Annotated in this window: 24 protein-coding genes; 16 read left to right on the top strand and 8 right to left on the bottom strand. The window is 67.7% G+C overall.

The annotated features are described in order from the left end of the window. Positions 1-48 precede the first annotated feature (48 nt). Positions 49-1,533 carry a Fe-S cluster assembly protein SufB gene (gene sufB, locus Q0579_RS08555; RefSeq protein WP_298811250.1) on the bottom strand — a complete coding sequence of 495 codons (1,485 nt, stop codon included), beginning with the start codon at positions 1,531-1,533 and terminating at the stop codon, positions 49-51. After that, the gene (locus tag Q0579_RS08560; RefSeq protein WP_298811252.1) at positions 1,533-1,976 is read right to left on the bottom strand and encodes an SUF system Fe-S cluster assembly regulator; all 444 of its coding nucleotides are present in this window, start codon (positions 1,974-1,976) and stop codon (positions 1,533-1,535) included. The genes sufB and Q0579_RS08560 overlap by 1 nt, the downstream gene beginning before the upstream one ends. Positions 1,977-2,294: 318 nt before the next feature. Here Q0579_RS08560 and Q0579_RS08565 point away from each other — a divergent pair, with 318 nt between their 5' ends. Continuing rightward, on the top strand, positions 2,295-3,320 hold the full coding sequence (locus Q0579_RS08565) for a quinone-dependent dihydroorotate dehydrogenase (RefSeq protein WP_298811254.1): 1,026 nt from the start codon (positions 2,295-2,297) through the stop codon (positions 3,318-3,320). Here Q0579_RS08565 and Q0579_RS08570 read toward each other — a convergent pair. Continuing rightward, entirely contained in the window at positions 3,264-5,099 is a 1,836-nt protein-coding gene (locus Q0579_RS08570; RefSeq protein WP_298811256.1) for a gamma-glutamyltransferase family protein, read from the bottom strand. The two genes, Q0579_RS08565 and Q0579_RS08570, sit on opposite strands and share 57 nt — an antisense overlap. A 295-nt stretch (positions 5,100-5,394) precedes the next feature. On the opposite strand from Q0579_RS08570, the gene Q0579_RS08575 reads away from it, so the two are divergent. Further along, on the top strand, positions 5,395-7,149 hold the full coding sequence (locus tag Q0579_RS08575) for an AMP-dependent synthetase/ligase (RefSeq protein ID WP_298811438.1): 1,755 nt from the start codon (positions 5,395-5,397) through the stop codon (positions 7,147-7,149). On the opposite strand, the gene Q0579_RS08580 is transcribed toward Q0579_RS08575, so the two are convergent. After that, on the bottom strand, positions 7,146-8,099 hold the full coding sequence (locus Q0579_RS08580) for a 2OG-Fe(II) oxygenase (protein WP_298811258.1): 954 nt from the start codon (positions 8,097-8,099) through the stop codon (positions 7,146-7,148). The two genes, Q0579_RS08575 and Q0579_RS08580, sit on opposite strands and share 4 nt — an antisense overlap. Before the next feature lie 13 nt (positions 8,100-8,112). Then, on the bottom strand, positions 8,113-11,061 hold the full coding sequence (locus Q0579_RS08585) for a M16 family metallopeptidase (RefSeq protein ID WP_298811261.1): 2,949 nt from the start codon (positions 11,059-11,061) through the stop codon (positions 8,113-8,115). Between the two features lie 223 nt (positions 11,062-11,284). On the opposite strand from Q0579_RS08585, the gene Q0579_RS08590 reads away from it, so the two are divergent. The 14 genes from Q0579_RS08590 to Q0579_RS08655 all read left to right on the top strand — a co-directional run bounded on the left by Q0579_RS08590 (position 11,285) and on the right by Q0579_RS08655 (position 23,951). Then, complete coding sequence (locus Q0579_RS08590) at positions 11,285-12,133, top strand: aspartyl/asparaginyl beta-hydroxylase domain-containing protein (RefSeq protein WP_298811263.1); 849 nt, start codon at positions 11,285-11,287, stop codon at positions 12,131-12,133. A gap of 79 nt (positions 12,134-12,212) precedes the next feature. After that, positions 12,213-12,785 carry a NifU family protein gene (locus Q0579_RS08595; RefSeq protein ID WP_298811264.1) on the top strand — a complete coding sequence of 191 codons (573 nt, stop codon included), beginning with the start codon at positions 12,213-12,215 and terminating at the stop codon, positions 12,783-12,785. Positions 12,786-12,831: 46 nt separating this feature from the next. Next, positions 12,832-13,425, top strand: a complete 594-nt coding sequence (locus tag Q0579_RS08600) for a malonic semialdehyde reductase (RefSeq protein WP_298811267.1) — start codon at positions 12,832-12,834, stop codon at positions 13,423-13,425. Positions 13,426-13,485: 60 nt separating this feature from the next. Beyond that, on the top strand, positions 13,486-14,148 hold the full coding sequence (gene tsaB / locus Q0579_RS08605; protein ID WP_298811269.1) for a tRNA (adenosine(37)-N6)-threonylcarbamoyltransferase complex dimerization subunit type 1 TsaB: 663 nt from the start codon (positions 13,486-13,488) through the stop codon (positions 14,146-14,148). Next, positions 14,145-14,618 carry a ribosomal protein S18-alanine N-acetyltransferase gene (gene rimI, locus Q0579_RS08610; RefSeq protein ID WP_298811272.1) on the top strand — a complete coding sequence of 158 codons (474 nt, stop codon included), beginning with the start codon at positions 14,145-14,147 and terminating at the stop codon, positions 14,616-14,618. The genes tsaB and rimI overlap by 4 nt, the downstream gene beginning before the upstream one ends. Before the next feature lie 58 nt (positions 14,619-14,676). Beyond that, the gene (locus Q0579_RS08615) at positions 14,677-15,099 is read left to right on the top strand and encodes a Fur family transcriptional regulator (protein ID WP_219767610.1); all 423 of its coding nucleotides are present in this window, start codon (positions 14,677-14,679) and stop codon (positions 15,097-15,099) included. 34 nt (positions 15,100-15,133) lie between these two features. Continuing rightward, positions 15,134-15,835: a lysophospholipid acyltransferase family protein gene (locus tag Q0579_RS08620; protein WP_298811275.1), complete on the top strand. Its 702-nt coding sequence runs from the start codon at positions 15,134-15,136 to the stop codon at positions 15,833-15,835. A gap of 33 nt (positions 15,836-15,868) precedes the next feature. Next, positions 15,869-17,191 (top strand): tRNA (N6-isopentenyl adenosine(37)-C2)-methylthiotransferase MiaB, encoded by a 1,323-nt coding sequence (gene miaB / locus Q0579_RS08625; RefSeq protein ID WP_298811278.1) that lies wholly within the window; start codon positions 15,869-15,871, stop codon positions 17,189-17,191. A 97-nt stretch (positions 17,192-17,288) separates the two neighbouring features. Next, positions 17,289-18,290 carry a PhoH family protein gene (locus tag Q0579_RS08630; RefSeq protein WP_298811280.1) on the top strand — a complete coding sequence of 334 codons (1,002 nt, stop codon included), beginning with the start codon at positions 17,289-17,291 and terminating at the stop codon, positions 18,288-18,290. After that, on the top strand, positions 18,287-18,799 hold the full coding sequence (gene ybeY / locus Q0579_RS08635) for an rRNA maturation RNase YbeY (RefSeq protein WP_298811281.1): 513 nt from the start codon (positions 18,287-18,289) through the stop codon (positions 18,797-18,799). Before Q0579_RS08630 ends, ybeY begins: the two co-directional genes overlap by 4 nt. Before the next feature lie 10 nt (positions 18,800-18,809). Further along, positions 18,810-19,724, top strand: coding sequence for a hemolysin family protein (locus tag Q0579_RS08640; protein ID WP_298811283.1), 915 nt, complete (start codon positions 18,810-18,812; stop codon positions 19,722-19,724). Between the two features lie 152 nt (positions 19,725-19,876). Continuing rightward, positions 19,877-22,096 (top strand): catalase/peroxidase HPI, encoded by a 2,220-nt coding sequence (gene katG, locus Q0579_RS08645; protein WP_298811285.1) that lies wholly within the window; start codon positions 19,877-19,879, stop codon positions 22,094-22,096. 257 nt (positions 22,097-22,353) lie between these two features. Then, complete coding sequence (locus tag Q0579_RS08650) at positions 22,354-23,700, top strand: sorbosone dehydrogenase family protein (RefSeq protein WP_298811288.1); 1,347 nt, start codon at positions 22,354-22,356, stop codon at positions 23,698-23,700. A gap of 50 nt (positions 23,701-23,750) precedes the next feature. Then, complete coding sequence (locus Q0579_RS08655) at positions 23,751-23,951, top strand: hypothetical protein (RefSeq protein ID WP_298811290.1); 201 nt, start codon at positions 23,751-23,753, stop codon at positions 23,949-23,951. Here Q0579_RS08655 and Q0579_RS08660 read toward each other — a convergent pair. The 3 genes from Q0579_RS08660 to Q0579_RS08670 form a co-directional block, all read right to left on the bottom strand. Next, on the bottom strand, positions 23,936-24,127 hold the full coding sequence (locus Q0579_RS08660; protein ID WP_298811291.1) for a hypothetical protein: 192 nt from the start codon (positions 24,125-24,127) through the stop codon (positions 23,936-23,938). The genes Q0579_RS08655 and Q0579_RS08660 overlap by 16 nt on opposite strands. 87 nt (positions 24,128-24,214) lie before the next feature. Then, positions 24,215-24,517, bottom strand: coding sequence for a polyhydroxyalkanoic acid system family protein (locus tag Q0579_RS08665; protein WP_298811293.1), 303 nt, complete (start codon positions 24,515-24,517; stop codon positions 24,215-24,217). Further along, positions 24,514-24,948 carry a VOC family protein gene (locus Q0579_RS08670; RefSeq protein WP_298811294.1) on the bottom strand — a complete coding sequence of 145 codons (435 nt, stop codon included), beginning with the start codon at positions 24,946-24,948 and terminating at the stop codon, positions 24,514-24,516. The genes Q0579_RS08665 and Q0579_RS08670 overlap by 4 nt, the downstream gene beginning before the upstream one ends. Positions 24,949-24,955 lie beyond the last annotated feature (7 nt).

Genomic DNA, 24,955 nt, shown 5'->3' on the forward strand with positions numbered 1-24,955 from the left:
AATGATGCTGATGTCTCGTGTGGCGTTCGTCGCCCTAACTGGCCGCGCTCAACCCACGCTTCCTTCAAGGCTGATGCCCAGCAGCTTCTGCGCCTCGACCGCGAACTCCATCGGAAGCTGTTGCAGTACTTCGCGCGCGAAGCCGTTGACGATCAGCGCGACCGCCGCCTCTTGATCGAGCCCGCGGCTCATCGCGTAGAAGAGCTGATCCTCGCTGATCTTCGAGGTAGTCGCCTCGTGCTCGATCTGCGCGCTAGGATTGCGCACCTCGATGTACGGGATCGTGTGTGCGCCGCACTGGTCACCGAGGAGCAGGCTGTCGCACTGGGTGAAGTTGCGCACGCCCTCCGCGGTCGGCGCGACGCGGACGAGCCCGCGATAGGTGTTGTCGCTGCGCCCCGCGCTGATCCCCTTCGATACGATGGTCGAGCGGCTACCCTTGCCCAGATGGATCATCTTGGTGCCGGTGTCGGCCTGCTGGCGGTTGTTGGTGACCGCGACCGAGTAGAATTCGCCGACGCTGTTCTCGCCCGCGAGCACGCAGGACGGGTATTTCCACGTGACGGCGGAGCCGGTTTCGACCTGTGTCCACGACACCTTGCTGTTCTTGCCCTGGCAAAGCGCGCGCTTGGTGACGAAATTGTAGATCCCGCCGACACCGTTCTCGTCGCCGGGGTACCAGTTCTGCACGGTCGAATATTTGATCTCGGCGTCGTCGAGGGCGACGAGTTCGACCACCGCGGCGTGAAGCTGGTTCTCGTCCCGCATCGGAGCGGTGCAGCCCTCCAGATAGGAGACGTAGCTGCCCTTGTCGGCGACGATCAGCGTGCGCTCGAACTGCCCGGTGTTCTCCGCGTTGATGCGGAAATAGGTCGACAGCTCCATCGGGCAGCGGACGCCCTCGGGAATGTAGACGAAGGTGCCGTCGGAGAAGACCGCGGAGTTCAAGGTCGCGAAATAATTGTCGTGCTGCGGCACGACCTTGCCAAGCCACTTGCGGACCAGATCGGGATACTCGCGGATCGCCTCCGAGATCGAGCGAAAGATGACGCCGGCGGCCTCCAGCTCCTTGCGGAAGGTCGTCGCGACCGAGACGCTGTCGAACACCGCGTCGACCGCGACGCGGCGCTTCGGCTGACCGTTTTCGTCGAGCTCCTCGACACCGGCGAGCATCTTCTGCTCGGCGATCGGAATGCCGAGCTTCTCGTAAACGCGCAGGATCTCGGGGTCGACCTCGTCGAGCGAGCCGAGCTTGGGCTTCGCCTTGGGCTCCGCGTAATAATAGGCGTCCTGATAATCGATCGGCGCGATGTTGAGCTTCGACCAGTCGGGCGTCTCCATCTCGAGCCAGCGCGCATACGCCTTCAGCCGCCAGTCGAGCATCCACTCGGGCTCGCCCTTCTTCGCGGAAATGTAGCGGACCGTGTCCTCGCTCAGCCCCTTGGGCGCGAAGTCCTGCTCGACGTCGGAGGAGAAGCCCCATTCGTACGTCTTGGAGACGGCCGCATAGGCTTCGGCGTTTTTGGTGGCCATTATGCCAGAACCTTTGTCGGAGTTTCAGAAGAAGCAGGCTGAACGGCGAGCTGCGCGAGCGTGATGCCCGCGAGCGCGCCGCGCACCGCTTCGTTGACCGCGTTCCAGTGCGGCTTGACGCGACACGCGCCGGAGAGATTGCAGTCGTGATCGCTCGCGTCGACGCAGGCGGTCATCAGAATCGGACCCTCGACCGCCTCGACCACGTCGGCAATCGTAATCGCCGAGGGCGGGCGCGACAGGCGAAAGCCGCCACCCGTGCCGCGCACGCTGTCGATCAGCCCCGCGGCGGACAAGCGGCTGACGAGCTTCTGCGCAGTCGGCAGCGGCACGCCGGTTTCCTCCGCCAGCATCGTCGCGTTCAACCGCGCCACGCCGCCGCAATGACGCGCGGCTGCGGTGAGCAGCACGACGGCGTAATCGGTGAGCGATGACAGGCGCATGTTGCGAATAATTCTCAAATCGGATCAGATCGTTCCGATTGGCAGATGGCGCGCGCGGCCGCGGAAATCAAGCGCGTGCTGCATTGCGGAAAGCTCGATCAGAACGATCGACGGCCCGCACACAAAAAAGGCCCGGCGGGAGTGCCGGGCCTGAGTGCAAGAGCCTCGCGGAACGAAGCCCTTCGGGTCGCAGATACGTTAGACCATGATTAATCGGCGAAGTATTGGACGGAAGAAGCGCCGGATCATACGTTCCTTACAACCGCGGCGCGAAATGCCGGTTTGATCAGGCCCGCGTGATCGGCGAAGAGGCGCGTCATGCCCGACGCCACCCGCCTGCTTCGCCTGCTCGATCCCGAACGCGCGCACGTCGCCGCGGTGCGGCTGCTGTCCGCCTGGGGCGCAGCCGGCGCGCCAATGCGACCCCGCGTGCCACGGCTGGAGACGCGCGTCGCCGGGCTGACCTTCGCCAATCCGCTCGGCCTCGCCGCCGGGGTCGACAAGGACGCGCGCGCGATTTCCGGCTGGTTCGCGCTCGGCTTCGGTGCGGTCGAGGTCGGCACGCTGACGCCGCTGCCGCAGCCGGGCAACGCGAAGCCGCGGCTGTTCCGGCTGGAGGAGGACGGAGGCGTCATCAACCGCTTCGGGTTCAACAACGGCGGACAAGCCGAGGGCATCGCGCGTGCGGCGGCAGCGACACGCGGCGGCGTGCTGGGCATCAACGTCGGCGCGAACAAGGACGCGGCGGACCGTGTGGCGGATTACGTCGCCGGCGTGACCGCGGCGGCGCGGGTCGCCGATTACGTGACGATCAATATCAGCTCGCCCAACACGCCGGGCTTGCGCGACCTGCAGGAGGGGGCGGCGCTGCGCGACCTGCTCGCCGCCGCCAGCACGGCCAAGGGCACGACGCCGCTGTTCCTTAAGGTCGCCCCTGATCTGTCCCACGCGCAGATCGACGACATCGCGCGCGCCGCGATCGATGGCGGGGTCGACGCGCTGATCATCGGGAACACCACCGTGTCGCGGCCCGCGCTCGCGTCGCGGCACAAGGGCGAGGCGGGCGGGCTGTCGGGCGCGCCGCTCAGGCCGCTGGCACGCGCGCGGCTGGTCGACTTTCGGCGGGCCACGGGAGCTGCGCTGCCGCTGGTCGCGGTCGGCGGGATCGATACCGGCGCGGAAGCTTATGCGCGCATTCGGGCGGGCGCTAGCCTGGTGCAGGTCTATTCCGCGATGGTCTACGGCGGCCCCGCCCTGCCCGCGCGGATGCTGCGCGAATTGGATACGTTACTGCGCCGCGACGGGTTCGCGTGCGTCGGGGACGCGGTCGGGGCGGATGGCTGAGCCCCTGATTCGCGGCACGGGCACCGCCTCGACCACCACCTTGCCCTCACGGCGCGGATCGTAGCCGCCGTCGTAGCGGTTGCCGCTGCGCACGATCATCGCGTGGACGCCCGAATCCTCCCCCTGCCCCGGTCTGAGCGCGACACCGCGGGCGGCGATGCCGGCGAGCACTGGGGCCGAGAACTTCGTCACCTCACCCTGGAACGCGTCACCGCGCGCAACGAGATTGGGCTGCGCAAGCGCGTCTTGCGCCGACAGGTTCCAGTCGATCGCCGCGACGAGCGATTTGGCGACATAAGCAAGAATGGCGTTGCCGCCCGCCGATCCGATCGCGCCCGCGAAACGACCCTCGCGATCGAGCAGGACGAGCGGCGTCATCGACGAACGCGGGCGCTTGCCCGGAGCCACCGCATTCACTGCGGCGCGGCCGTCAGCATTGCGGGGTGCGAACGAGAAATCAGTCATTTGATTGTTGAGAAAGAAACCGTCGACCATCCGGCCCGATCCGAAGATCGACTCGACCGTCGTGGTCATCGATACGAAGTTGCCCGCGCCGTCGCCGACGATGAAGTGCGAGGTGCCGGCGGGCTCACGCGTCGCGTCGGGACCGGTTGACGGCGCTCCGGGCGGCGTGCCCGCGACCGGCGCCGGGCCGGCGCGCGGGCCGATCAGACGCACGCGCGCGTCGAGATAGGCCCGATCGATCATCCCCGCGACGGGCACCCGTACGAAGGCGGGGTCGGCGACGTAGCGGTCGCGGTCGGCATACATCAGCCGGCTCGCCTCGGCGAACAGGTACCATCCCTGCGGATCGTTCGGCCCGCGCTTCGCAATGTCGGTACGCTCGAGCAGCCCGAGCAGCTCGATCAGCCCGACGCCGCTGGCGGGCGGCGGCGCGGCGCACACGCGGTAGACGCGCCACGCACCGCAAACCGGCGTGCGCGCAACAGGTGCGTAAGCGGCGAGATCGGCTTCGCTCAGGCTGCCGGCGAGCGGCGCGGCACGCACGCGCGCGACGATCCGCCGTGCCGTCTCGCCGCGATATAGGGCGGCCGACCCTTGCGCCGCCAAGCGTGAGAGGAAAGCGGCGTAGGCCGGGTTGCGCAATCGATCACCGGCCTGGAGCAACCCGCCGCCTGGCCGCGCGAAATAGCGCTGCACGTCGGGCGCGGACAATTCAGCGTAACTGCCGCCGAGCATGCGCGCGAGCCGCGGCGAGACAATGAATCCATTGCGCGCGGTCCGCTGCGCGTCGTCGAACAACGCGCTCCACGCGAGCGCGCCGTGACGGCGATGCGCCTCGGCGAGCATGGCGACGGCGCCGGGCACGCCGGTCGCGCGACCCGACAGCACGGCCTGCGCGAACGGCAGCGGCTGGCCCGTCGCGGGATCGAGGAACATGTCGGGCGTGGCCCCGGCTGGCGCGACCTCGCGGCCGTCATAGACGGTCACGTCCCGCGTCGTACCGTCGTAATAGGTCATGAACGCGCCGCCGCCGATGCCCGAGCTCTGCGGCTCGACCAGCGACAGCATCGCCTGCACCGCGATCGCCGCGTCGACCGCGCTGCCGCCGCGGCGCAGCACCGCCATCCCTGCGTCGACCGCGAGCGGGTTGGCGGCAACGACGAAGCCCGGCGCGCGGGGTGCGGCAGCGGTGTCCGGAGCAGCGCGCGGCGCGCCGGGGGGCACCTGCGCGCAGGAGCCAAGGAGGAGAGCAGCGGCGGCGAGGAGGCGGAAGCGCATCAGGCTGCGATAACGCTCGCGGGTGAGCGCGTCCATGATCGGGGCGTGAACGACCGCGGCGGCGATTTCTGACCTACGAAGCCGACAGGGTTCACCCAAATACAACGATCATTCGTCGTCTCCCGCTCGCTATCGGACGGAACAACGAAGCGGGATCCCGGATCAAGTCCAGGATGAGGCGATGATGGTCCCTCGCCCAAGTGTCGCTGCCACACACTAGCGCCTTTTCTCACCTGCCCCTAGAGCAAGGCCGAAGCGCGGCCGATCGACACCGCGCGCGGGAGGATGATCGGTGACACGCAGGCTTGAGCATTTCCCCAATCTGGTCGCGATGTTCCTCACCCGCGCAGCCGAGAAAGGCGACGCGCCGTTCCTGTGGGCAAAGCGCGACGGCGCCTGGACTGCGATCACGTGGCGCGAGGCGGCGGAGAAGGTCGCGCGCCTCTCCGCCGCGCTGACCGCGATCGGGGTGGAGCGCGGCGACCGCGTCATGCTGGTGAGCGAGAACCGGCCCGAATGGTGCCTGTCCGACCTCGCCATCATGGCGGCGGGCGCGGTGACGGTGCCGACCTACACCACCAACACCGAGCGCGACCACACCCACATCATCGAGAATTCGGGTGCGAAGGCGGTGATCGTCTCGACCGACAAGCTCGCAAAGACGCTGATGCCCGCGATCCTGCGCTCGATCCAGCCGCAGATCCTGATCGGGATCGATCCCGTGCGGCTCGGGCAGACGCCGTTCGACGTCTACGACTGGCAGACGCTGATCGACACGCACCCCGCGAGCGTCGAGGGCGCGCGCGCCAAGGCCGATTTCGCGCGCGAGGACCTCGCCTGCATCATCTACACCTCGGGCACCGGTGGGGCGCCGCGCGGGGTGATGCAACACCACGGCGCGATCCTGCACAATGTCGCGGGCTGCTCGGCCGTCGTGGCGGAGGATTTCGGCTGGGGCGACGAGGTGTTCCTGTCGTTTCTGCCGCTCAGCCACGCCTATGAGCATACTGGCGGGCAGCATTTCCCGATCGGGATGGGCGGGCAGATCTACTATGCCGAGGGGATCGAGAAGCTCGCCGCGAACATCGAGGAGGTGCGCCCGACGATCATGTTCGTCGTGCCGCGGCTGTTCGAGGTGCTGCGCACGCGGATCTCGAAGGCAATCGAGAAGCAGGGCGGGATGTCCGCGCGGCTGCTCGCGGCGGCGCTCGACATCGGTGCGAAGCGATACGCGGGCACGCTGCGCTTCGCCGACCGGCCTAAGGCGCTGCTCGTCGACGCGCTGTTCAAGCCCAAGATCGCGAAGAAATTTGGCGGTCGGATCAAGGCGATGATCTCGGGCGGCGCGCCGCTGACGCCCGAGGTCGGCGTGTTCTTCCAGTCGCTCGGGCTCACCTTCCTGCAAGGCTACGGCCAGACCGAGGCGGCGCCGGTGATCTCGTGCAACCGCCCGTCGGCCGGGGTGACGATGGACGGGGTCGGACCCGCGCTCGACAACACCGAGGTGCGGATCGCGGCGGACGGCGAAATCCTGGTCAAGGGCGAGCTCGTCATGCACGGTTACTGGCGCAACCCGGCGGAGACCGCGCGCGTGCTCCACGACGGCTGGCTCCACACCGGCGATATCGGCGAGATCGACGCAGCCGGGCGCATCCGCATCACCGACCGCAAGAAGGACCTGATCATCAACGACAAGGGCGACAATGTCGCCCCCGCCAAGGTCGAGGGCATGCTGACGCTCCAGCCCGAGATCGCGCAGGCGATGATCACTGGCGACCGCAAGCCGCACATGGTCGCGGTGCTGGTGCCCGACGCCGAGTGGACGCAGGAATGGGCGCGCGGACAGGGCCTGTCGGGCGGGTACAAGGGCTTGATCGACAATCAGGATTACCGCGCCGCGCTGCAAAAAGCGGTCGACCGTACCAACCGCGACCTGTCGGTGATCGAGCGGGTACGCCGCTGGGTGATCGCGGACGAGCCATTCACCATCGAGAACGAGCAGCTGACGCCGAGTCTCAAGATCCGGCGCCACGTGTTGCGGAAAATCTACGGCGAGCGGCTGGAGGGGTTGTACAAGGGCGCCTAGCCGCCCTGCCCGCTCCACGGATCGAAGCTGCGCTCGCGTATCCAGCGCGTCGCGAGCCATTTGGTGCCCGACGTGACCGGCAGCCCGGCATGTTCGGTGCGGCGGTCGATTTGACCGTCGTCGTCGAGGTTACGGAACACGATCGCGTCGCCAGTCCGCCCGCGTAGGGTCAGCCCGCCCTTGAACCACGTCTCCCCGCCCGTGAACGCGTCGTTCAGGTAGAGCAGGACCGTGACCGAGCGCTGATTGTCGACACCCGGCAGCGCATCGAGATGTGGCTTGTACTGCTGCCCGGCTGCGTAGCGCAGCAGGTGCAGCGGCTCGCCCTGCGTCCAGTCTGTGCCGGTAGCGGTCGCGATGCGGCGGTTGATCGTGTTCACGACCACGTCCTCCTCGACCGGCGAGACGTTGGTGCCATGCGAGTCGCGGACCGGATTGGGGATGCGCCGCCGCGTGGCGGGATCGACCACCATCGACGGTTGCACGCGCGGACCGATCGTATCGATCAGGTAGCGGCACTCCGCGGCGCTAAGCAGCCCTTCGATGACGGCAACATACGGATCGGCCTGGACCACGCGCGCCGGGCAGCCGACCGGCTGCGCTTCCATCAAGGCGATTTGGCGTGCGGCAAGCGGCGAACAATCGGCAAGGGTGCGTACGACCTCAAACGCCGCGGCAGGATTTTCCGCGACACCGGTGCCGGTCGCCAGCAACGCCGCGCGGGTCAGTGTTGCCTCGACCGATCCCGCCTCGGATGCGCGTGTCAGCGCCGCATGCCCAGCCGCCGCGTCGCGCGGGACGTAGCTACCCCACAGATGCCAGTGCGCTAGCATCTCCAGCGCAGGCACCTCGCCCGCATCAGCACGGGTACGCAGCAGGTCGATGGCGGCGACCAGCCCGGCGCGGCGTGCTGTCGCCTCCAACTCCTGCCGCAGCGCCGCCGCCGTCATCGCTGTGCCGCGCCTAATTGCTGCCGGCGGCGCCGGCCGGCGCGGCTTTCTTCGGCATGACCGCCAGCGTCCAGTCCTTGTTCGGGCGCAGGTATTTGGCCGCGGTGGCCTGGAGTAGTTCGGGCGTGATGCTCGTCATGTCGGTGACGATGCTCTGCGTCGCCTCGACCCGTTTGGGATCGTAGCTGCCGCCCTGCATCTGCATCAGCCAGAACTGGTTTCCCGACGAGGCACGCGCCATGTACTGGAGCATCGGCACGATCGTGCGCTTGAGCTCGTCGGGGCCGATCGGGGTCGACACCAGCTCGGCGGCGATCTGGCGCGAGAGCTGGAAGAACAAGGGCACGCGGTCGGGCGCGACCTGTCCCAACGCGACGAGCCGCCCGCCGCCGGGCAGTCCGGTCGGCCACTGGCTCTGCGCACTCGGTGAATAGCTCGCGCCCGCGACCGACCGTAGCCGTTCGAACAGGCGATCGGAGAAGACCGCGGCGAGCACGTCCAGGCGGCGCGCCTCGGCATGGTCGGCCGAGCCGCCGCCGGTCGGCCAGGCGATCACTGCGGCGGCCTGCGTATCGGCGCCGTCGTGCGTCAGCAGAACCGGCGTCGCGTTGTGCGCGGGGAAGCGCACGGGTGCGGCACTGGTCGGCGCGGGCGCGCGGGGCTTGAGCGCGCCGAAGCTCTTGGCGATCGCGGCGATCGCCTCGTCCGCCTTCACGTCGCCGAACACGTCGACCTCGATCGGGCCGGTCGCCAGCAGCGGTTCGAACAAGCGGCGGAAGTCGGCGGCGTTGAGCGCCTCGATCTGCTGCAGCGTCGGCGTGCCCCAGCGCGGGTCGCCGTCTCGCAACAGTCGCTCGAGGTCGCGCGACAGCACGCCGTCGGGCGAGGACGACAGCCCGGCATAGCCCGCGAGCGCGGCGGCACGCGCGCGCGCCACCGGTTGCGGGTCCCAGCCGGGCGCGGCGAGCTTCGCCGCCATCAGCGTCAGATTGTCGGCGTAATCGCCCGGCGTGGTGATCGCGCTGAAGGTGAACGCATCGTCACCGATGTCGAAATCGAGGCCCATGCGGCGGCCGACGGTGAGCTGGTCGAGATCGCCCTGGCGGAGCTTGCCAATCCCGCTCGCGACCAGCGCATTGTCGCCGGCCCAGGCGACGGTCGGCTTGTCGCCCGGCAGCGCGAGATTGCCGCGGCCGAAGCGCACGCGGACGTAGACGCGGCCCGTTTCCGATGTGTTTGGATACAGCAGCGCGCGCACGCCGTTCGAGAAGGTGACCTGCTCGATCCCCGGATCGGCGGAAACGGTGGCACGCGCGGTTACCTTCCCCGGCACGCCGAGCTTGGGCACCTTGGAGAAATCGACCGCCGCCTGCTGGCTGCGCTTGCCCGCGAGCTTCGACACGTCGGCTTTGAGCGCAGCGGCGAGCTTCGCCGCGGCGCCCGCGTCGGGGGTGCGCGTGTTGAGAAGCGCACGGGTCGCATCGCCCTTGAACAGGCGGTTGGTCGATTCGAGCATCGCCGCGGGGGTGAAGAACCCTTTCGCGCGAGCATCCTGCAGGATCTTGTACGAAGTCTCCGGTCCCGCGACCGTTTCGCGGATGTCGAGCGCGCCGACCATATCGTCGGCCTGCTTCGATCCCGCTTCGACACGCGCAGTGGCGACGTCGTTCTTCATCGCCGCGTCGAACTCGGTCAGCTCGCGATCGACCTCTGCCTGCGTTGGCGCGGTCGCCATCGCGTCGGCGATCACCGCGCGCACGTCCTTCAGCGCCGCCTCCCAATCGTCGCCCAACGGCACGATGTTGGTGAAGGTGCCGTTCGCCGAGCGCGACACGTCGTCGAGGCTGACCGATGCCTGCAGGAAGCTGCCGCCGGCGCGCGCGCGCGTTTCCAGCCGGCGGTTGATGACGCGCAACGCGACGAAATCGACCAGCCGCTTCTGATTGAAGACGATCGTGTCGTCGCGGTACTCCCACGGGCGCAGTACCGCAGTGGCAACGATCGGGGGCAGCGAGGGTTCGACCACCGTTTTCGTCGGCGCCGCCTTGGGATCAGGCTTGCCGAAATCGGGCGCGGGCACTGACGGGCCGTGACCGGTCCAGCTCGCGAAATTCTTGACGATCAGCGACGCGGCCGTGGCCGGGTCGATGTCGCCCGACAGGATCACGACCGTATTCTCGGGCCGGTACCAGCGATCGTGGAACGCCTGCACCGCTGCCGGGGTCGCAGCCTCCAGCGTCTTGATCGTGCCGATCGGCGAACGGTCGGCAAGCGGTTGCCCCGCGAAGAAGGTCTGGCGCAGCGCGTCGCCGTAACGCACCTGCGGCCCCGGCGCCTCGCGCTGCTCGGCGAGCACCGCGGGACGCTCGGCGGCGAGCCCCTGCGCGGTGATCGCGGGTTCCTGCATCATGCCGGCGAAAATCTTGAGGCTTTCGTCGAGATTCGCCTGCGTGGCCCCTGGCAGGTCGAGCTTGTAGACCGTCTGCGTCGGCGTAGTCGACGCGTTCGAGTCAGAGCCAAAGGTCGCCCCGAAGCGCTGCCACACGCGCTTGGCCTCGCCATCGGGCACGTATTTGGAACCGCGGAACGACAGATGCTCGATCAGGTGCGCGAACCCCTGCTCGTCGTCCTTCTCGTACAGCGATCCCGCGTCGATGCGGACGCGCACCGCGACCTGACCCGGCGGCACGCCGTTCTTGCGCACCGCGTAGCGCAGCCCGTTCGGTAGCCGGCCGAAATACCATGCCGGGTCGGGCGGAATGTCCGATCCCTTGAACAGCCAGGGTGCGGTGTCGACCTTGACCGAGGCGGGATCGACCGGAGTCGCGTCGGGCGTGGACGCCTTGACCGCCGGAGCCGGCTTGCCGTTCCCGACACGCTGTCCGGCAGCGGCCGGAACAAGCGCGGTGGCGAGGAGAAAGGCGACGAGCGGCTTCGACAGCGCGCGTGCGGATAGACTCATATGTAACCTGTGTAGGCCTCGCCGGGCGCGTCCGCAACGCCTGCGCGACACGGAGCCCGCCCAGGAAGGCGCGGGGAAACACATGCTTACCGGCCTGGCCGCAACTGCTCACGCTTCGCCGCATCGATGCCATCATTTCGTCGCGTTGCGTCGCTAGCACACCGCCACTGACCCCGGGCACGCGCATGGCCGGAGCGGATCGAGCGAAGCAGTGGACGTAACCATGATTGCAGAACAGGTCGTCGAACCCCGCACGTGGCAGCGCAGCACGGGCGCGAAGGCGACGACACCCGACCTGAACGTCATCTCGGGCGCGCCGAGCGCGGGCGCGGCGATGAAGGCGGAGGGCAATCGTCCGCTGATCATCCGGGTCGGCAAGCATCTGCGCGGTTTGTTCGATCGGCTGATCGCGGGATCGTCGCTGGTGCCGAACGATCCGGTGCTTGACATGCGTGATTTCGCGTGGACGCAAGGATTGCGCGATCACTGGCAGGCGATCCGCGCCGAGGCGACTGCGGTCGCGCTGGTCGGCCACGCCGCGCCCAGCCTCGCGACGATTTCGCCCGACCACCGCTCGATCGCGGAAGTGAACAAGTGGCGGTCGTTCTTCCTATGGGGCTACGGCTATCCGATCGACGACAATCTGGCGCGCTGCCCGCGCACCAAGGCGGTGATCGAGGCGATCCCGGGGCTGAACTCGGCATTCTTCTCGATCCTGGCGCCAGGCACGCACATACCGGCGCATCGCGGCGTGACCAAGGGGCTGATCACCTGTCACCTGGGATTGATCGTGCCGCGCGAGGGCGACGTGCGGATGCGCGTCGACGACCGCATCGTGCGCTGGTCGGAGGGGCAGACGCTCGTGTTCGACGACACCTACGATCACGAGGTGTGGAATGACACGCAGAGCACGCGCGTCGTGCTGCTGATCCAGTTCGAGCGCCCGCTGCGTCAGCCGGGCAAGTGGTTCGCCGACCTGTTCCTCGGCTTCGTCAAGCGCAGCGCGTTCGTGCAGGAGGCGCGCGACAACGTCGCCAAGTGGAACGCGGCGGTGAAGCAGTTGGACGTGTGAAGGCCGGGCACGCGCACTGAAACGATCGCTTTCGCAAGCGCCGCTTGATCCGGTCGCCCCACCACGCCACATCGCGGCGATGCTGATCGAGACCGAAATCACGCCGAACCCGGCGACCCTCAAGTTCCTGCCCGGCCGCGTCGTGATGGACGCGGGCACGCGCGACTTCGCGACGTTCGAGGAAGCCGAGGCCAGCCCGCTGGCGCAGGCGCTGTTTGACCTGGGCGACGTGACCGGCGTGTTCTTCGGGCGCGATTTCGTGTCGGTCACGGCAGCGCCCGGCACGTCGTGGGCGACGCTCAAGCCCGATGTGCTCGGTATCCTGATGGATCATTTCGCGGCGCAGATGCCGTTGTTCCGCCCCGCCACCGCCGGCTTTTCGGTACCGGCGGAGGAGGAAGCCTTTGCCGACGACCCCGCCGACGCCGACATCGTCGCGCAGATCAAGGATTTGATTGAAACGCGCGTGCGCCCGGCGGTGGCGAACGACGGCGGCGACATCGTCTATCGCGGGTTCGATAAGGGCAAGGTGTATCTGCGGATGCAGGGGGCGTGCGCGGGCTGCCCATCGTCGAGCGCGACGCTGAAGAACGGCATCGAGCAACTGCTGCGTTACTACGTGCCCGAAGTGAGCGAGGTGCGCGCGGTCTGATCCGCGGCACGCCCTGCCATCCCTGCCTCGACTAGCCGGAGTTTCCATGTCCCAGCCGCTCAACGACGCCGCGCTCGACCAGCTGTTCCGCACCGCGCGCAGCTACAACGGTTATACCGATCAGCCGGTCAGCGAGGACGATTGCCGCGCAATCTGGGAGCTGGCGAAAATGGGGCCGACGTCGGCCAACCAGCTGCCCGCGCGGCTGGTGTGGTGCACCTCGGACGCGGCCAAGGCGAAGCTCGCCGACTGCTGTTCGGAGGCGAACAAGCCCAAGGTGTTGAAGGCGCCGGTGACGGTCATCGTCGGCATGGACACCGACTTTCATGAGCATCTGCCCGAGCTGTTCCCGCATACCGATGCGAAGAGCTGGTTCGACGGCAATCGCGAACTGCGCGAGGCGTCGGCGTTCCGCAACTCGTCGTTGCAGGGTGCGTATCTGCTACTGGCGGCGCGCGCGCTCGGGTTCGATACCGGCGCGATGTCGGGGTTCGACGGCGGCGCGGTCGACAAGGCGTTCTTCGCCGATCAGCCGGCGGTGCGCACCAACTTTATCATGACAATCGGCCACGGCGATCCCGCCTCGATCTTTGATCGCAGCCCGCGCCCGGCGTTCGAGAAGTTCAACACGGTTGCATGAAGCCGCGCGGGCGGCGAAAGCCTGCGCGATGCATCTGATCCTCATCACCAAGCCGTTGACGTGAGCGACGCAGCCCGCCTGCTCGTCATCGACACCGCGACCGCCGCCTGCTCGGTCGCGCTGTTCGAGGGCGAGACCCTACTCGCACGCCGGCACGACGTGGTCGGGCGCGGCCATGCCGAGCGGTTGCTGCCGATGATCGCCGATCTGCCGGGCGGTGGGCGCGCGCAACACATCCTGGTCGATGTCGGGCCGGGCAGCTTCACCGGCATCCGCGTCGGGATCGCCGCGGCGCGGGCGCTGGCGCTCGGTTGGGGTGCCGAGGCGCACGGGTACAGCGCACTCGCGCTGATCGCCGCCGCGGCGTTGGCCGAGGACGATGCGGCTGAGGTTGCACCCGAACTTGCAGTGGTGACCGAAGGCGGGCACGGTGAGGTCTTCATGCAGGCGTTCGCCGCCCCTTTCCGCGCATTGGGCGAGGTGCAGTCGCTCCGCCCCGATGCCGCGCTCGCCGCGCTGGGCAAGCGCCGTTTGCTGGGTAGTGGAACGCGCTGGCTGGCGGACATCGATCCCGACGTTCCGGTCTCGGAAGCGTGGCCCGATGCCGCGAACGCATTGCTGCTGCCCGCCGAGTATCGCACGTTGCCCCCCGCGCCGCTCTACGGTCGCGCGCCCGATGCCAAGGTGCCGACGTCCAGGGCGGCGCCCAAGGTGGCGCGGTGAACACGCGGCTCCACCTGGTCGAACTGACGAGCGGCCGCGTCAGCGACGCCGACGCGGTCGACCGCGTGATGCAGGCGGCGTTCGAGCCGCGCTACGGCGAAGCGTGGACGCGTGCGCAGTGCGTCGGCATCCTGACCATGCCGGGCGTGTGGCTGACGCTGGCGCGGATCGAGGGCGATGTGGTCGGCTTCGCCCTGGTGCGCGCGATCATCGACGAGGCGGAACTGCTGCTGATCGCGGTCGATCCGGCCTGCCGCCGCCGCGGCGTCGCGGGTGCGCTGATGCGATCGATGCTGGCCGAATGCCGCGGACGCGGCGTGCGCCGTGTCCACCTGGAGGTGCGCGCCAACAACCCCGCGGTCGCGCTCTACGCCGCCCACGGCTTCGTGAAGGCGGGCGAGCGGTGCGATTATTACCGCGCCAAATCGGGCGAGAGCTTCGACGCGCATACCTATGCCCGCGACGTCTAGGCTTTTTGCGAGTCGGTAGCGCTTTTCGCAACAAGCCCGAGGCACTAAGAGCCCGTTCATGCCTCGCAACATCGATCTAGAAGCCCTGTGCCAGCAGAAGGGCCTGCGCATCACCGAGCAGCGCCGCGTCATCGCGCGCGTGCTGTCCGAAGCCGACGACCATCCCGATGTTGAAAAGGTGTATGAGCGCGCGTCGAAGATCGACTCCGGCATTTCGATCGCGACCGTCTATCGGACCGTGCGCCTGTTCGAGGAAGCCGGCATTCTCGATCGACACGATTTCGGTGACGGGCGCGCGCGCTACGAGCCGAGTCCCGAGGCGCACCACGATCATTTGATCGACGTCGAGACGGGCAAGGTGATCGAGTTCGTCGACCCCGAGTTGGAGCAGTTGCAGAAGGCTATCGCGGAGAAGCTCGGCTTCCGCCTGGTCGATCACCGGATGGAATTGTACGGCGTCAGCCTCAGCCGCAAGGATTGAGCGCGGCGCGGGACCCGCAACCGTGATCGGCGCGATGCGGACAGCGGCGCGGCTGGTGCTGCTCGTCGTCGCGCTGCTGGTCGACCTCGTGCTGCACGGTGCATGGCGGCTGGCGCGCGCGCCCTCTCCCTGGCCGCGCCGGTTTCTCGGCACCGTCGCGGGAATCGTCGGCGCGCGGGTGCAAGTGATCGGGCAGCCGCTGCACCGCGACGTGGTGGTGCTGTCCAACCACCTGAGCTGGATCGACATCCTGCTGCTCGCGGGCGCGAACGGCACCGCCTTCGTCGCGAAGGAAGAATTGCGCGGCGTGCCGCTGATCGGTTGGCTGTGCACGCTTAACCACACGATCTTCGTCGCGCGCGGCGACCGGATGAACGTCGCGGCGCAGGTGGCGCAATTGCGCACGGCGCTGGCGCAACCGTGGCCCGTCACGATCTTTCCCGAGGGCACGACCGGCGACGGCGTGACGCTGCTGCCGTTCAAGGCGGCGCTGCTCGGCGCGCTCGATCCCGCACCCGCGGGGCTGATGGTCCAGCCCGTGCGGATCGATTATGGTGCGGCGACAGCCGAGCTCGCCTGGGTTGGCGCCGAGCCCGGCATCGACCACGCGCGCCGCGTCTTGGCACGACCCGGGCGCTTCACCGCGACGCTGCACTTCCTCGAACCCTTCGCGCCCAGCGGCGACCGCAAGGCGATCGCGGCCGAGGCGCGCGCGCGGATCGCTGCCGCACAGTAGCGATCCGCAGCGCTTTGTCTTATGGGCACGCGCATGAAATCGCCCCCGAAAACCTTTCACGTCAAGTCGTTCGGCTGCCAGATGAACGTCTACGACGGCGAGCGCATGGCCGAGTTGATGGCCGCCGACGGCCTGGTCGCGACCGACGACGCCAACGTCGCCGACCTTGTCGTGCTCAACACCTGCCACATTCGCGAAAAGGCGACGGAGAAGGTCTATTCGGATATCGGCCGGATCAGGAAGCACGCCGGCAAGGACGGGCGCGCGCCGATGATTGCGGTGGCGGGCTGCGTCGCGCAGGCCGAGGGCGCAGAGATCGTGCGTCGCGCCAAGGTCGACGTGGTGGTCGGACCGCAGGCGTACCACAACCTCCCGCGCCTCGTCGCCGACGCGGCGTCGGGCAATGCCGCGCTCGACACCCACATGCCGCTCGCCTCCAAGTTCGGCGCACTGCCCGCCCGGCGGAAGGTCGGGCCGAGCGCGTTCCTGACCGTGCAGGAGGGATGCAACAAGTTCTGCACCTATTGCGTCGTCCCCTACACGCGCGGCGCGGAGGTCAGCCGGTCGTTCGCGCAGGTGCTCGACGAAGCGAAGGCGCTGGTCGACGCCGGCGCGCGCGAGATCACGTTGCTTGGGCAGAACGTCAACGCGTGGGAGGACGCGGATGGTCGGGGCCTGCACGACTTGATACGCGCGATGGACCGCATCTCGGGTCTGTCGCGCATCCGCTACACCACCAGCCATCCCAACGACATGCGACAAGGATTGATCGACGCGCACCGCGACGTGGAAAGTCTGATGCCATTCCTCCACCTGCCGGTGCAGGCGGGCGCGGATCGCGTTCTGAAGGCGATGAACCGCAGCCACACGCGCGACGGCTACCTGCGGCTGCTCGACCGCATCCGCGACGCGCGTCCCGACATCGCGCTGTCGGGCGACTTCATCGTCGGCTTTCCCGGCGAAACCGAGGCGGAGTTCGCCGAGACGCTGAGCCTGGTGGACGCGGTAGGCTACGCGCAGGCATTCTCGTTCAAGTACAGCCCCCGCCCCGGCACACCGGCGGCCGACATGACCGATCAAGTCGCGCCCGAGGTGATGGACGATCGCCTGCAACGCCTACAGGCCGCGCTCAACCGCGATCAGGCGGCGTTCAACGCGGCCACGCTCGGGCAGACGTGCAGCGTGCTGGTTGAGCGGCGCGGCAAGCTGCCGGGGCAGTGGCTCGGCAAGTCGCCGTGGCTGCAATCGGTGCATCTGATCGGCGATTACGCGATCGGCGACGTGGTGGAGGTCACCCTGACACAGGCGGGGCCGAACTCGCTGGCGGGCGAGCCACGCGTCGCGGTCGCCGCCTGAGCGCAGGGAGTGACGATTTCCTGATCTGGGCGATGCACGCGGCAGTTGCGCGCGCGCCCGCGAGTGCTCACCTTGGGGTGTGCAACGAAAGGACCGCATGAGTCGCAAGCCTGCTCCCGCCCAGACGGGGGAACGTGCCCGCGTCGAACTCCTGTTCGACAGGCCGCAACTGCTGGTGCAGTTATTCGGACAATACGATCAGCATCTGGTCGCATTGGAAAACCGGTTGGGGGTCTACATCACCGCGCGCGGCAATCGCGTCGGGCTGGAGGGAACCGCCGAGCAGGTCGCGCTCGCACGCGATGTGCTGAACGATCTTTACCAGCGGCTGCAACGCGGCGAGGAGGTCGATACCGGTCTCGTCGACGCGTCAATCGCGATGGCAGCGGAGCCGGTGCTGACCGGGATCATCCGCGCCGACGCCGGCCCCGGCGCGCCGTCGGTGATGATCCGCACGCGCAAGAAGACGATCGTGCCGCGCACCGCGGCGCAGGCGCATTACATGCGTGAGCTGACCACCCACGACATGATCTTCGCACTCGGCCCCGCGGGCACGGGCAAGACCTATATCGCGGTCGCGCAGGCGGTGGCGCAGCTGATCACCGGCAGCGTCCAGCGGCTGATCCTGTCGCGCCCGGCTGTCGAGGCGGGCGAGCGGCTCGGCTTCCTGCCCGGCGACATGAAGGAGAAGGTCGATCCCTACCTCCGCCCGCTGTACGACGCGCTGTACGATTGCCTGCCCGCCGAGCAGGTCGAGCGGCGGATCGCGAGCGGCGAGATCGAGATCGCACCGATCGCGTTCATGCGCGGGCGCACGCTCGCCGACGCGTTCGTGATCCTCGACGAAGCGCAGAACACGACGCCGGCGCAGATGAAGATGTTCCTGACCCGCTTCGGACAGAACAGCCGCATGGTGATCTGCGGCGACCCGAACCAGACCGACCTGCCCGGCGGCGTCCGCGCGAGCGGGCTCGCCGACGCGACGCAGCGGCTGGACGGGGTTGAGGGCATCTCCTTGTGCCGCTTCACCGCCGCCGACGTCGTGCGCCACCCGATCGTCGGGCGCATCGTTGAGGCGTACGAGGGGGTCGAGGCGTGATCCACGTCGAGCTGACGCGCGAGGAACCGTGGGAGGACCGCGCCGACTGGGAAGCGCTGATCCTCGCTGCCGCGCGCGCGGCGGTGTCGCATACGCCGCACGGCGAATTGCTCACCACCCCGGCGCACGTCGAGGTGAGCGTGCGGCTGACCAGCGACGACGAGGTGCACGCGCTCAACAAGCAGTATCGGGGCAAGGACAAGCCGACCAACGTGCTGTCCTTCCCGATGGTCCAGCCCGACCTGATCGATACGGTCACGCAGAACAGCGACGACGGTGAGGTGCTGCTGGGCGACATCGTGCTCGCGCACGGTGTCTGTGCGGCTGAGGCGTCAGAGCGCGGCATCTCGGTCCAGCATCACCTGTCGCACTTGGTGGTGCACGGCACGCTGCATCTGCTAGGCTATGACCACGGCACCGACGAAGAGGGGGACGCGATGGAGGAAATCGAACGCGCGGCACTCTCCGAGCTCGGCATCGCCGACCCGTATCTAATCCGAGAGGAATGACGCAGCCATCATGGCCGAGGACCGAAGTAGCGCCGCGCACGGCGGCGACCCCAATGAACAGAATATCTGGAGCGGTCTGCGCAACCTGATCTTCGGCGAACAGCGCGAGGAAACGCTGCGCGACCAGCTCGAAGAGGTGATCGACCGGCACGAGGACGATCCCTCCCCCGACGCCAAGGGTGACCTGACCCCGCTCGAGCGGCAGATGGTGCGCAACCTGCTCCATTTCGGCGAGCGTGACGCGGGCGACGTCGGCGTGCCGCGCGCGGACATCATCGCCGTGGAAGAGCGCACCACCTTCGACCATCTGGTGCAGGTGTTCGCCGAGGCCGGCGTCAGCCGCCTGCCCGTATATCGCGACAATCTCGATACGATCATCGGCATGGTCCACATCAAGGACGTGTTCAACATCCTGGCGGGCAGCGCCGCGCGGCCGGCCGACATCGCTGCCCTGATCCGCCAGCCGCTGTACGTGCCGATGTCGCGCGGCGCGCTCGACCTGCTCGCCGACATGCGCCAGACGCGCGTCCATCTGGCGGTGGTGCTCGACGAATATTCGGGCACCGAAGGGCTCGTCACGATCGAGGATCTGATCGAGGAGATCGTCGGCGAGATCGAGGACGAGCATGACGAGGCGCCTGCCCCGCTGCTGGTGCCGATCGACCGCGGCGCGTGGGAAGCCGACGCGCGCGTCGAACTGGAGGACATCGCCGAGGCGATCGATCCCCGGCTCGCCGAGGTCGAGAATGACGTCGATACGATCGGCGGGCTGACCGCGGTGCTCGCAGGCCATGTTCCGGTCGTAGGCGACTGCCTCGATCATCCGAGCGGTTGGAAGATCGAGGTAATCGATGCGGACGAGCGTCGCGTCAACCGCGTCCGCCTCCACCCTCCGGTCACGCCATCCGACAGCGACGATGATTGATCGAGCACGGCGATCAATACACGTGTGATTTCACGTTTCCCCGATCACTGGTCACGCGCTAGACATACATACCCATTATCACGAGCCGCAGCTTCCTCCGCCTATTCGCGGAGGCCAAGCGGCCGCAACGCGCCGACGAGGAGCCGATACTGATGGACGCGATTACCGAAGGCAGCCCGATCAACGATCCCAACAAGCAGCCCGCCGCGATGCGCTCGCTGCTGGGCCGCACTGCGCGCGACTGGTGGCCCGACACGCTGCCGCTCGAGATCCTGCAGACCGATGGCCAGCCTGCCAACCCGATGGGCGCCGAGTTCAACTATCGCGAAGCGTTCAAGACGCTCGACTATGCCGCGGTTAAGGAGGACCTCAAGGCGCTGATGACCGACAGCCAGCCGTGGTGGCCGGCCGATTACGGTCACTATGGCCCGTTCTTCATCCGCATGGCGTGGCACTCGGCTGGCACGTACCGCACCGGCGATGGTCGCGGCGGTTCGTCGTCGGGCGCGCAGCGTTTCGCCCCGCTCAACTCGTGGCCGGACAACGGCAACCTCGACAAGGCACGTCGCCTGTTGTGGCCGATCAAGCAGAAGTACGGCCGTGCGCTCAGCTGGGCCGACCTGTTCATCCTGACCGGCAATGTCGCGATCGAGTCGATGGGCGGACCGACCTTCGGCTTCTCGGGCGGGCGCGAGGACGTGTTCGAGCCGCTCAAGGACATCTACTGGGGCACCGAGGAAGAGTGGCTCGGCCAGACCCGCATCGACGAGGAGGCTGGTCTCGCGCTCGAGAGCCCGCTGGCCGCGATCCAGCACGGTCTGATCTACGTCAATCCCGAAGGTCCGGGCGGCAAGCCCAACCCGCTCGGCTCGGCGCGTGACATGCGCGAAACGTTCGCGCGCATGGGCATGAACGACGAGGAAACCGCCGCGCTGACCGCGGGCGGTCACACGTTCGGCAAGGCGCACGGCAACGGCGACTCGTCCAAGGTCGGGCGTGAGCCGGAAGGCTCGGACATCGCGGCACAGGGCCTGGGCTGGACCAGCACGCACGGCACCGGCATGGGCGACGATACGATCACCTCGGGCATCGAGGGCGCGTGGACGCCGACGCCGATCACCTGGGACATGACGTACTTCGACATGCTCCTGGACCACGAATATGAGCTGACCAAGAGCCCGGCGGGTGCGAACCAGTACCATCCGGTCGGCGATCCCGAGGACACGCTCGCCCCGTCGGCGCACGTCGAGGGCAAGAAGGTCCCGACGATGATGACCTCGGCCGACATGGCGCTGCGCGAGGACCCCGCCTACCGCGCGGTGATGGAGAAGTTCCGCGCCGATCCGGCGTACTTCGCCGACGCCTGGGCGCGTGCGTGGTTCAAGCTGACGCACCGCGACATGGGTCCCAAGCAGCGCTACATCGGTCCGGAAGTGCCGTCGGAGGATCTTATCTGGCAGGATCCGATTCCCAAGGCCGATTATCCACAGATCGACCAGTCGGACGTAGCCTCGCTCAAGCAGGCGATCGCCAATTCGGGGCTGGAGATCAGCGAGCTGGTCACCACCGCCTGGGCATCGGCCTCGACCTACCGCAAGTCGGACCACCGCGGCGGTGCCAATGGTGCGCGCATCCGCTTCGCGCCGCAGCGTGACTGGGACGTCAACGAGCCCGAGCAGCTCGCCCGCGTCCTCTCGGTCTACGAGGGGCTGAAGGCCGAGTTCGACGGCAAGGGTGACAAGAAGGTTTCGATCGCGGACCTGATCGTGCTCGGCGGCAACGTCGGGATCGAGGCTGCGGCGAAGGCAGCGGGCAAGGCGATCGAGGTGCCGTTCACCCCGGGCCGCACCGACGCGCTGGAGGAGCAGACCGACACGGCGAGCTTCGACGTGCTGGAGCCCAAGGCGGACGCGTTCCGCAACTACCTGCAGGTGCGCTTCACCGTGCCGACCGAGGAGCTGATGGTCGACAAGGCGCAGCTGCTCGGCCTGTCGACGCCCGAGATGACGGTGCTGATTGGTGGTTTGCGCGTGCTGGGTGCCAACCACTCGAAGGCGAAGCAGCACGGCGTGTTCACCGACCGTCCGGGTCAGCTGACCAACGACTTCTTCGTCAACCTGCTCGACATGAAGACGGCGTGGAAGCAGGTCGATGAGAAGAGCGATCAGGAATATGTCGGCACCGACCGCCTGACGCACGAGCATCGCTGGACCGCGTCACGGACCGACCTGATCTTTGGCTCCAACTCGCAGTTGCGCGCGGTAGCCGAGGTTTATGCGATGGACGACGCGGGCGACAAGTTCGTCGGCGACTTCGTGGCGGCCTGGAACAAGGTGATGAACGCGGATCGCTACGACCTGCTCGACGCGTGATGCTTGCGCTGCCGGGCACTGCCCGGTACCGAAACGAACCTGAGCTCGGCGGGGGGCGGGATGCGGTAAGCGCGCCCCGCCCCCTTCCCTTCGGACCGGCGGAACAAGCCCTTCGGGTCGCACCCGTTGGCTGAACCGCCGGGGGCCGCCGGTATGCCCCCCATGCCGGCGGTCCACCTCCGTTCTCCGCGTCACTGGCGACGGGGAACCTGCACAAGCTTGATGCATCGCACGGCGATCGCGCCTACATAGCGATCATGCTCAAGCACGTGCTCGCCGTCTTCGGCCTGATCGCCCTCGTCGCCGTTGGCATCTTTCTTTATCTCGCCTGGCCCGACAAGGCGCGGCTCGACGTCAACGCAGTCGCGGGCGGACGCCCCGACATCACCGCGCCGCGAGAGCAGGTGATCCCGACCGTCGGCACCGCCGACCCGATCGGGTGGAAGAACGGGGAGCAGCCGACCGTCGCCGCGGGCCTGACCGTTCAACCCTTCGCGACCGAACTCGCGCATCCGCGCTGGCTCTATCGCCTGCCCAATGGCGACGTGCTGGTCGCCGAAACCAACTCACCCCCGCGTGAGGGCGGCGGCATCCAGGGCTGGGTGATGAAGCACCTGCTCGGCAAGGTTGGCGCAGGGGTACCCTCGGCCAACCGCATCACGCTGCTACGCGACGCGAACGGCGACGGTGTCGCCGAGGTGAAGACGCCGTTCATGACCGGGCTTAACTCGCCGTCGGGCATGACCCTGTTCGATGGCGCGCTCTACATCGCCAACACCGACTCGCTGGTGCGCGTGCCCTACACGGCGGGCGAAACGAAGATCACCGCGAAGCCCGAGCTCGTCGTGCGTTATCCCGGCGGCGGCAATCATTGGGCGCGCAACGTCATTCCGTCCGAGGACGGGCGCACGCTCTACCTGTCTGTCGGATCGTCGTCGAATATCGCCGAGAACGGCCTCGATCAGGAGCGAAACCGCGCAGTCATCCTGCAGGTCTATCCCAAGGAGAAGACCTTCCGCATCTATGCCGCGGGCCTGCGCAACGCGAATGGCATGGCACTTAACCCCGACACGCGCGCCTTGTGGACCGTGGTCAACGAGCGCGACATGCTCGGCTCCGACCTCGCCCCCGATTATCTGACCGCGGTCGAGTTCGGCGATCACTTCGGCTGGCCATGGTATTATTGGGGCGGCTATCCTGACCCGCGGGTCGAGCCGAAGAACCAGCAATTGCAGCAATATTCCAAGCGCCCGGATTACGCGCTCGGGTCGCACGTCGCGGCACTCGGCCTGTCGTTCGCCAACGAGACTCGGCTCGGAGGGCAGTTCGCGCGCGGCGCTTTCATCGGTGAGCACGGCTCGTGGAACCGCAAGCCGCTGTCGGGCTACAAGGTCGTGTTCGTGCCGTTCACCCCGCAGGGCTGGCCGGTGAAGGGCGCCAAGCCGATCGACGTGATGACAGGCTTCGTCAACGCCGACGGCGAGGCGCACGGCCGCCCGGTCGACATCAAGCCGGACGGACGCGGCGCGCTGCTGGTGGCGGACGATGTCGGCAACACGATCTGGCGGGTCAGCGCACCGCAGCCGATCGCGACGGCGCGCTGACGATCGCATACGGCGCGCACGTTCAGCGGGTGCTGGCTCGATCGCGCCGTGTGCTTGGCGCGCTGCTGTTCATCGCGGTGAGTGTGACGCTGGCAAAGGTGGCGCAATATGCGGCGGTGGACCGGCTTGGTCCGACCATCGGCTTCGATGCGGCATCCTTTATCGGTGCCGCGCCAATCGTCGCAGCCGCGGCGATCGTGCGGGTCACGATGAGGCGACGCCTCGCCCGGCCCCATCAGGCGATCAGATAATCATCCAGCACGGCGGCGAGTTCGTGGCACGACGGGCAGCCCGGATGCGCGCACCGCGCGATCGTCGTTCGGATCGTCTCGAGCACATTCCTATGTAGCGCCAGCAACATGGCGGCATCGTCGCGTGCCGGCGTCGCCGACCCACCCACCGGCGCATCGAGCACCGGAATCATCATGTCACACATTCAACAAAGGTCCCTTCACATCCGGAAGCGACCGGCACGCGCCTTCGTTCCGCGATCCTCCAGAACGGAGGCAATTCGCTATTCGAGCAGCTTGGGCCCTTCCTTCTGCAACTTCGCGCGTAGTTGCTCGCCGAACATCGACAGGAAACCGGGTAGCTCGAACGAGGCGTGGACGTTGCTGTCGCCCACGTCGAGGCGCACCGCGACACGCTGGCCCATGCCCTCCGCGACGAAATGGAGCGTGTCGCCGGTCCACTGATGCTCGGCGACGTGACCGCCGGGGATGAAACCAGCCAGCTTGCCGAAGCCGCCCTCGATCCGCTGCTTCGCCGCGGCCTTGCCCAACCGGTGCGGCAGGTCGACTTCGATCGGCTGGGTCATGACGGCGTCTCCTCGGTCGCGAACAACATGGCGTCATCGGCGAACGCCTTGAACTCCAGCGCGTTGCCCGAAGGATCGCGGAAGAACATCGTCGCCTGTTGGCCGACCTGGCCCTTGAAGCGGACGTGCGGTTCGATGCCGAAGGTCACGCCCGCGGCGCTGACTCGGTCGGCGAGCGCCTGCCAGTCGGACATGGTCAGCACGACGCCAAAGTGCGGCACGGGCACATGGTGACCATCGATCGCATTCTCGACCATGACAGGTTTGGCCGCCGGATCAAGGTGGGCGACGATCTGATGCCCCATCAGGTCGAAATCGATCCACTGCGCGCTCGATCGCCCCTCGCCGCAGCCGAGCACGCCGGCGTAGAAGGCACGCGCCGCGGCAAGATCGTGAACGGGAAAGGCAAGGTGGAATGGCCTGAGTGTCATGCCCATA

Source organism: uncultured Sphingomonas sp. (assembly GCF_936927845.1).
Lineage (GTDB): Bacteria > Pseudomonadota > Alphaproteobacteria > Sphingomonadales > Sphingomonadaceae > Sphingomonas.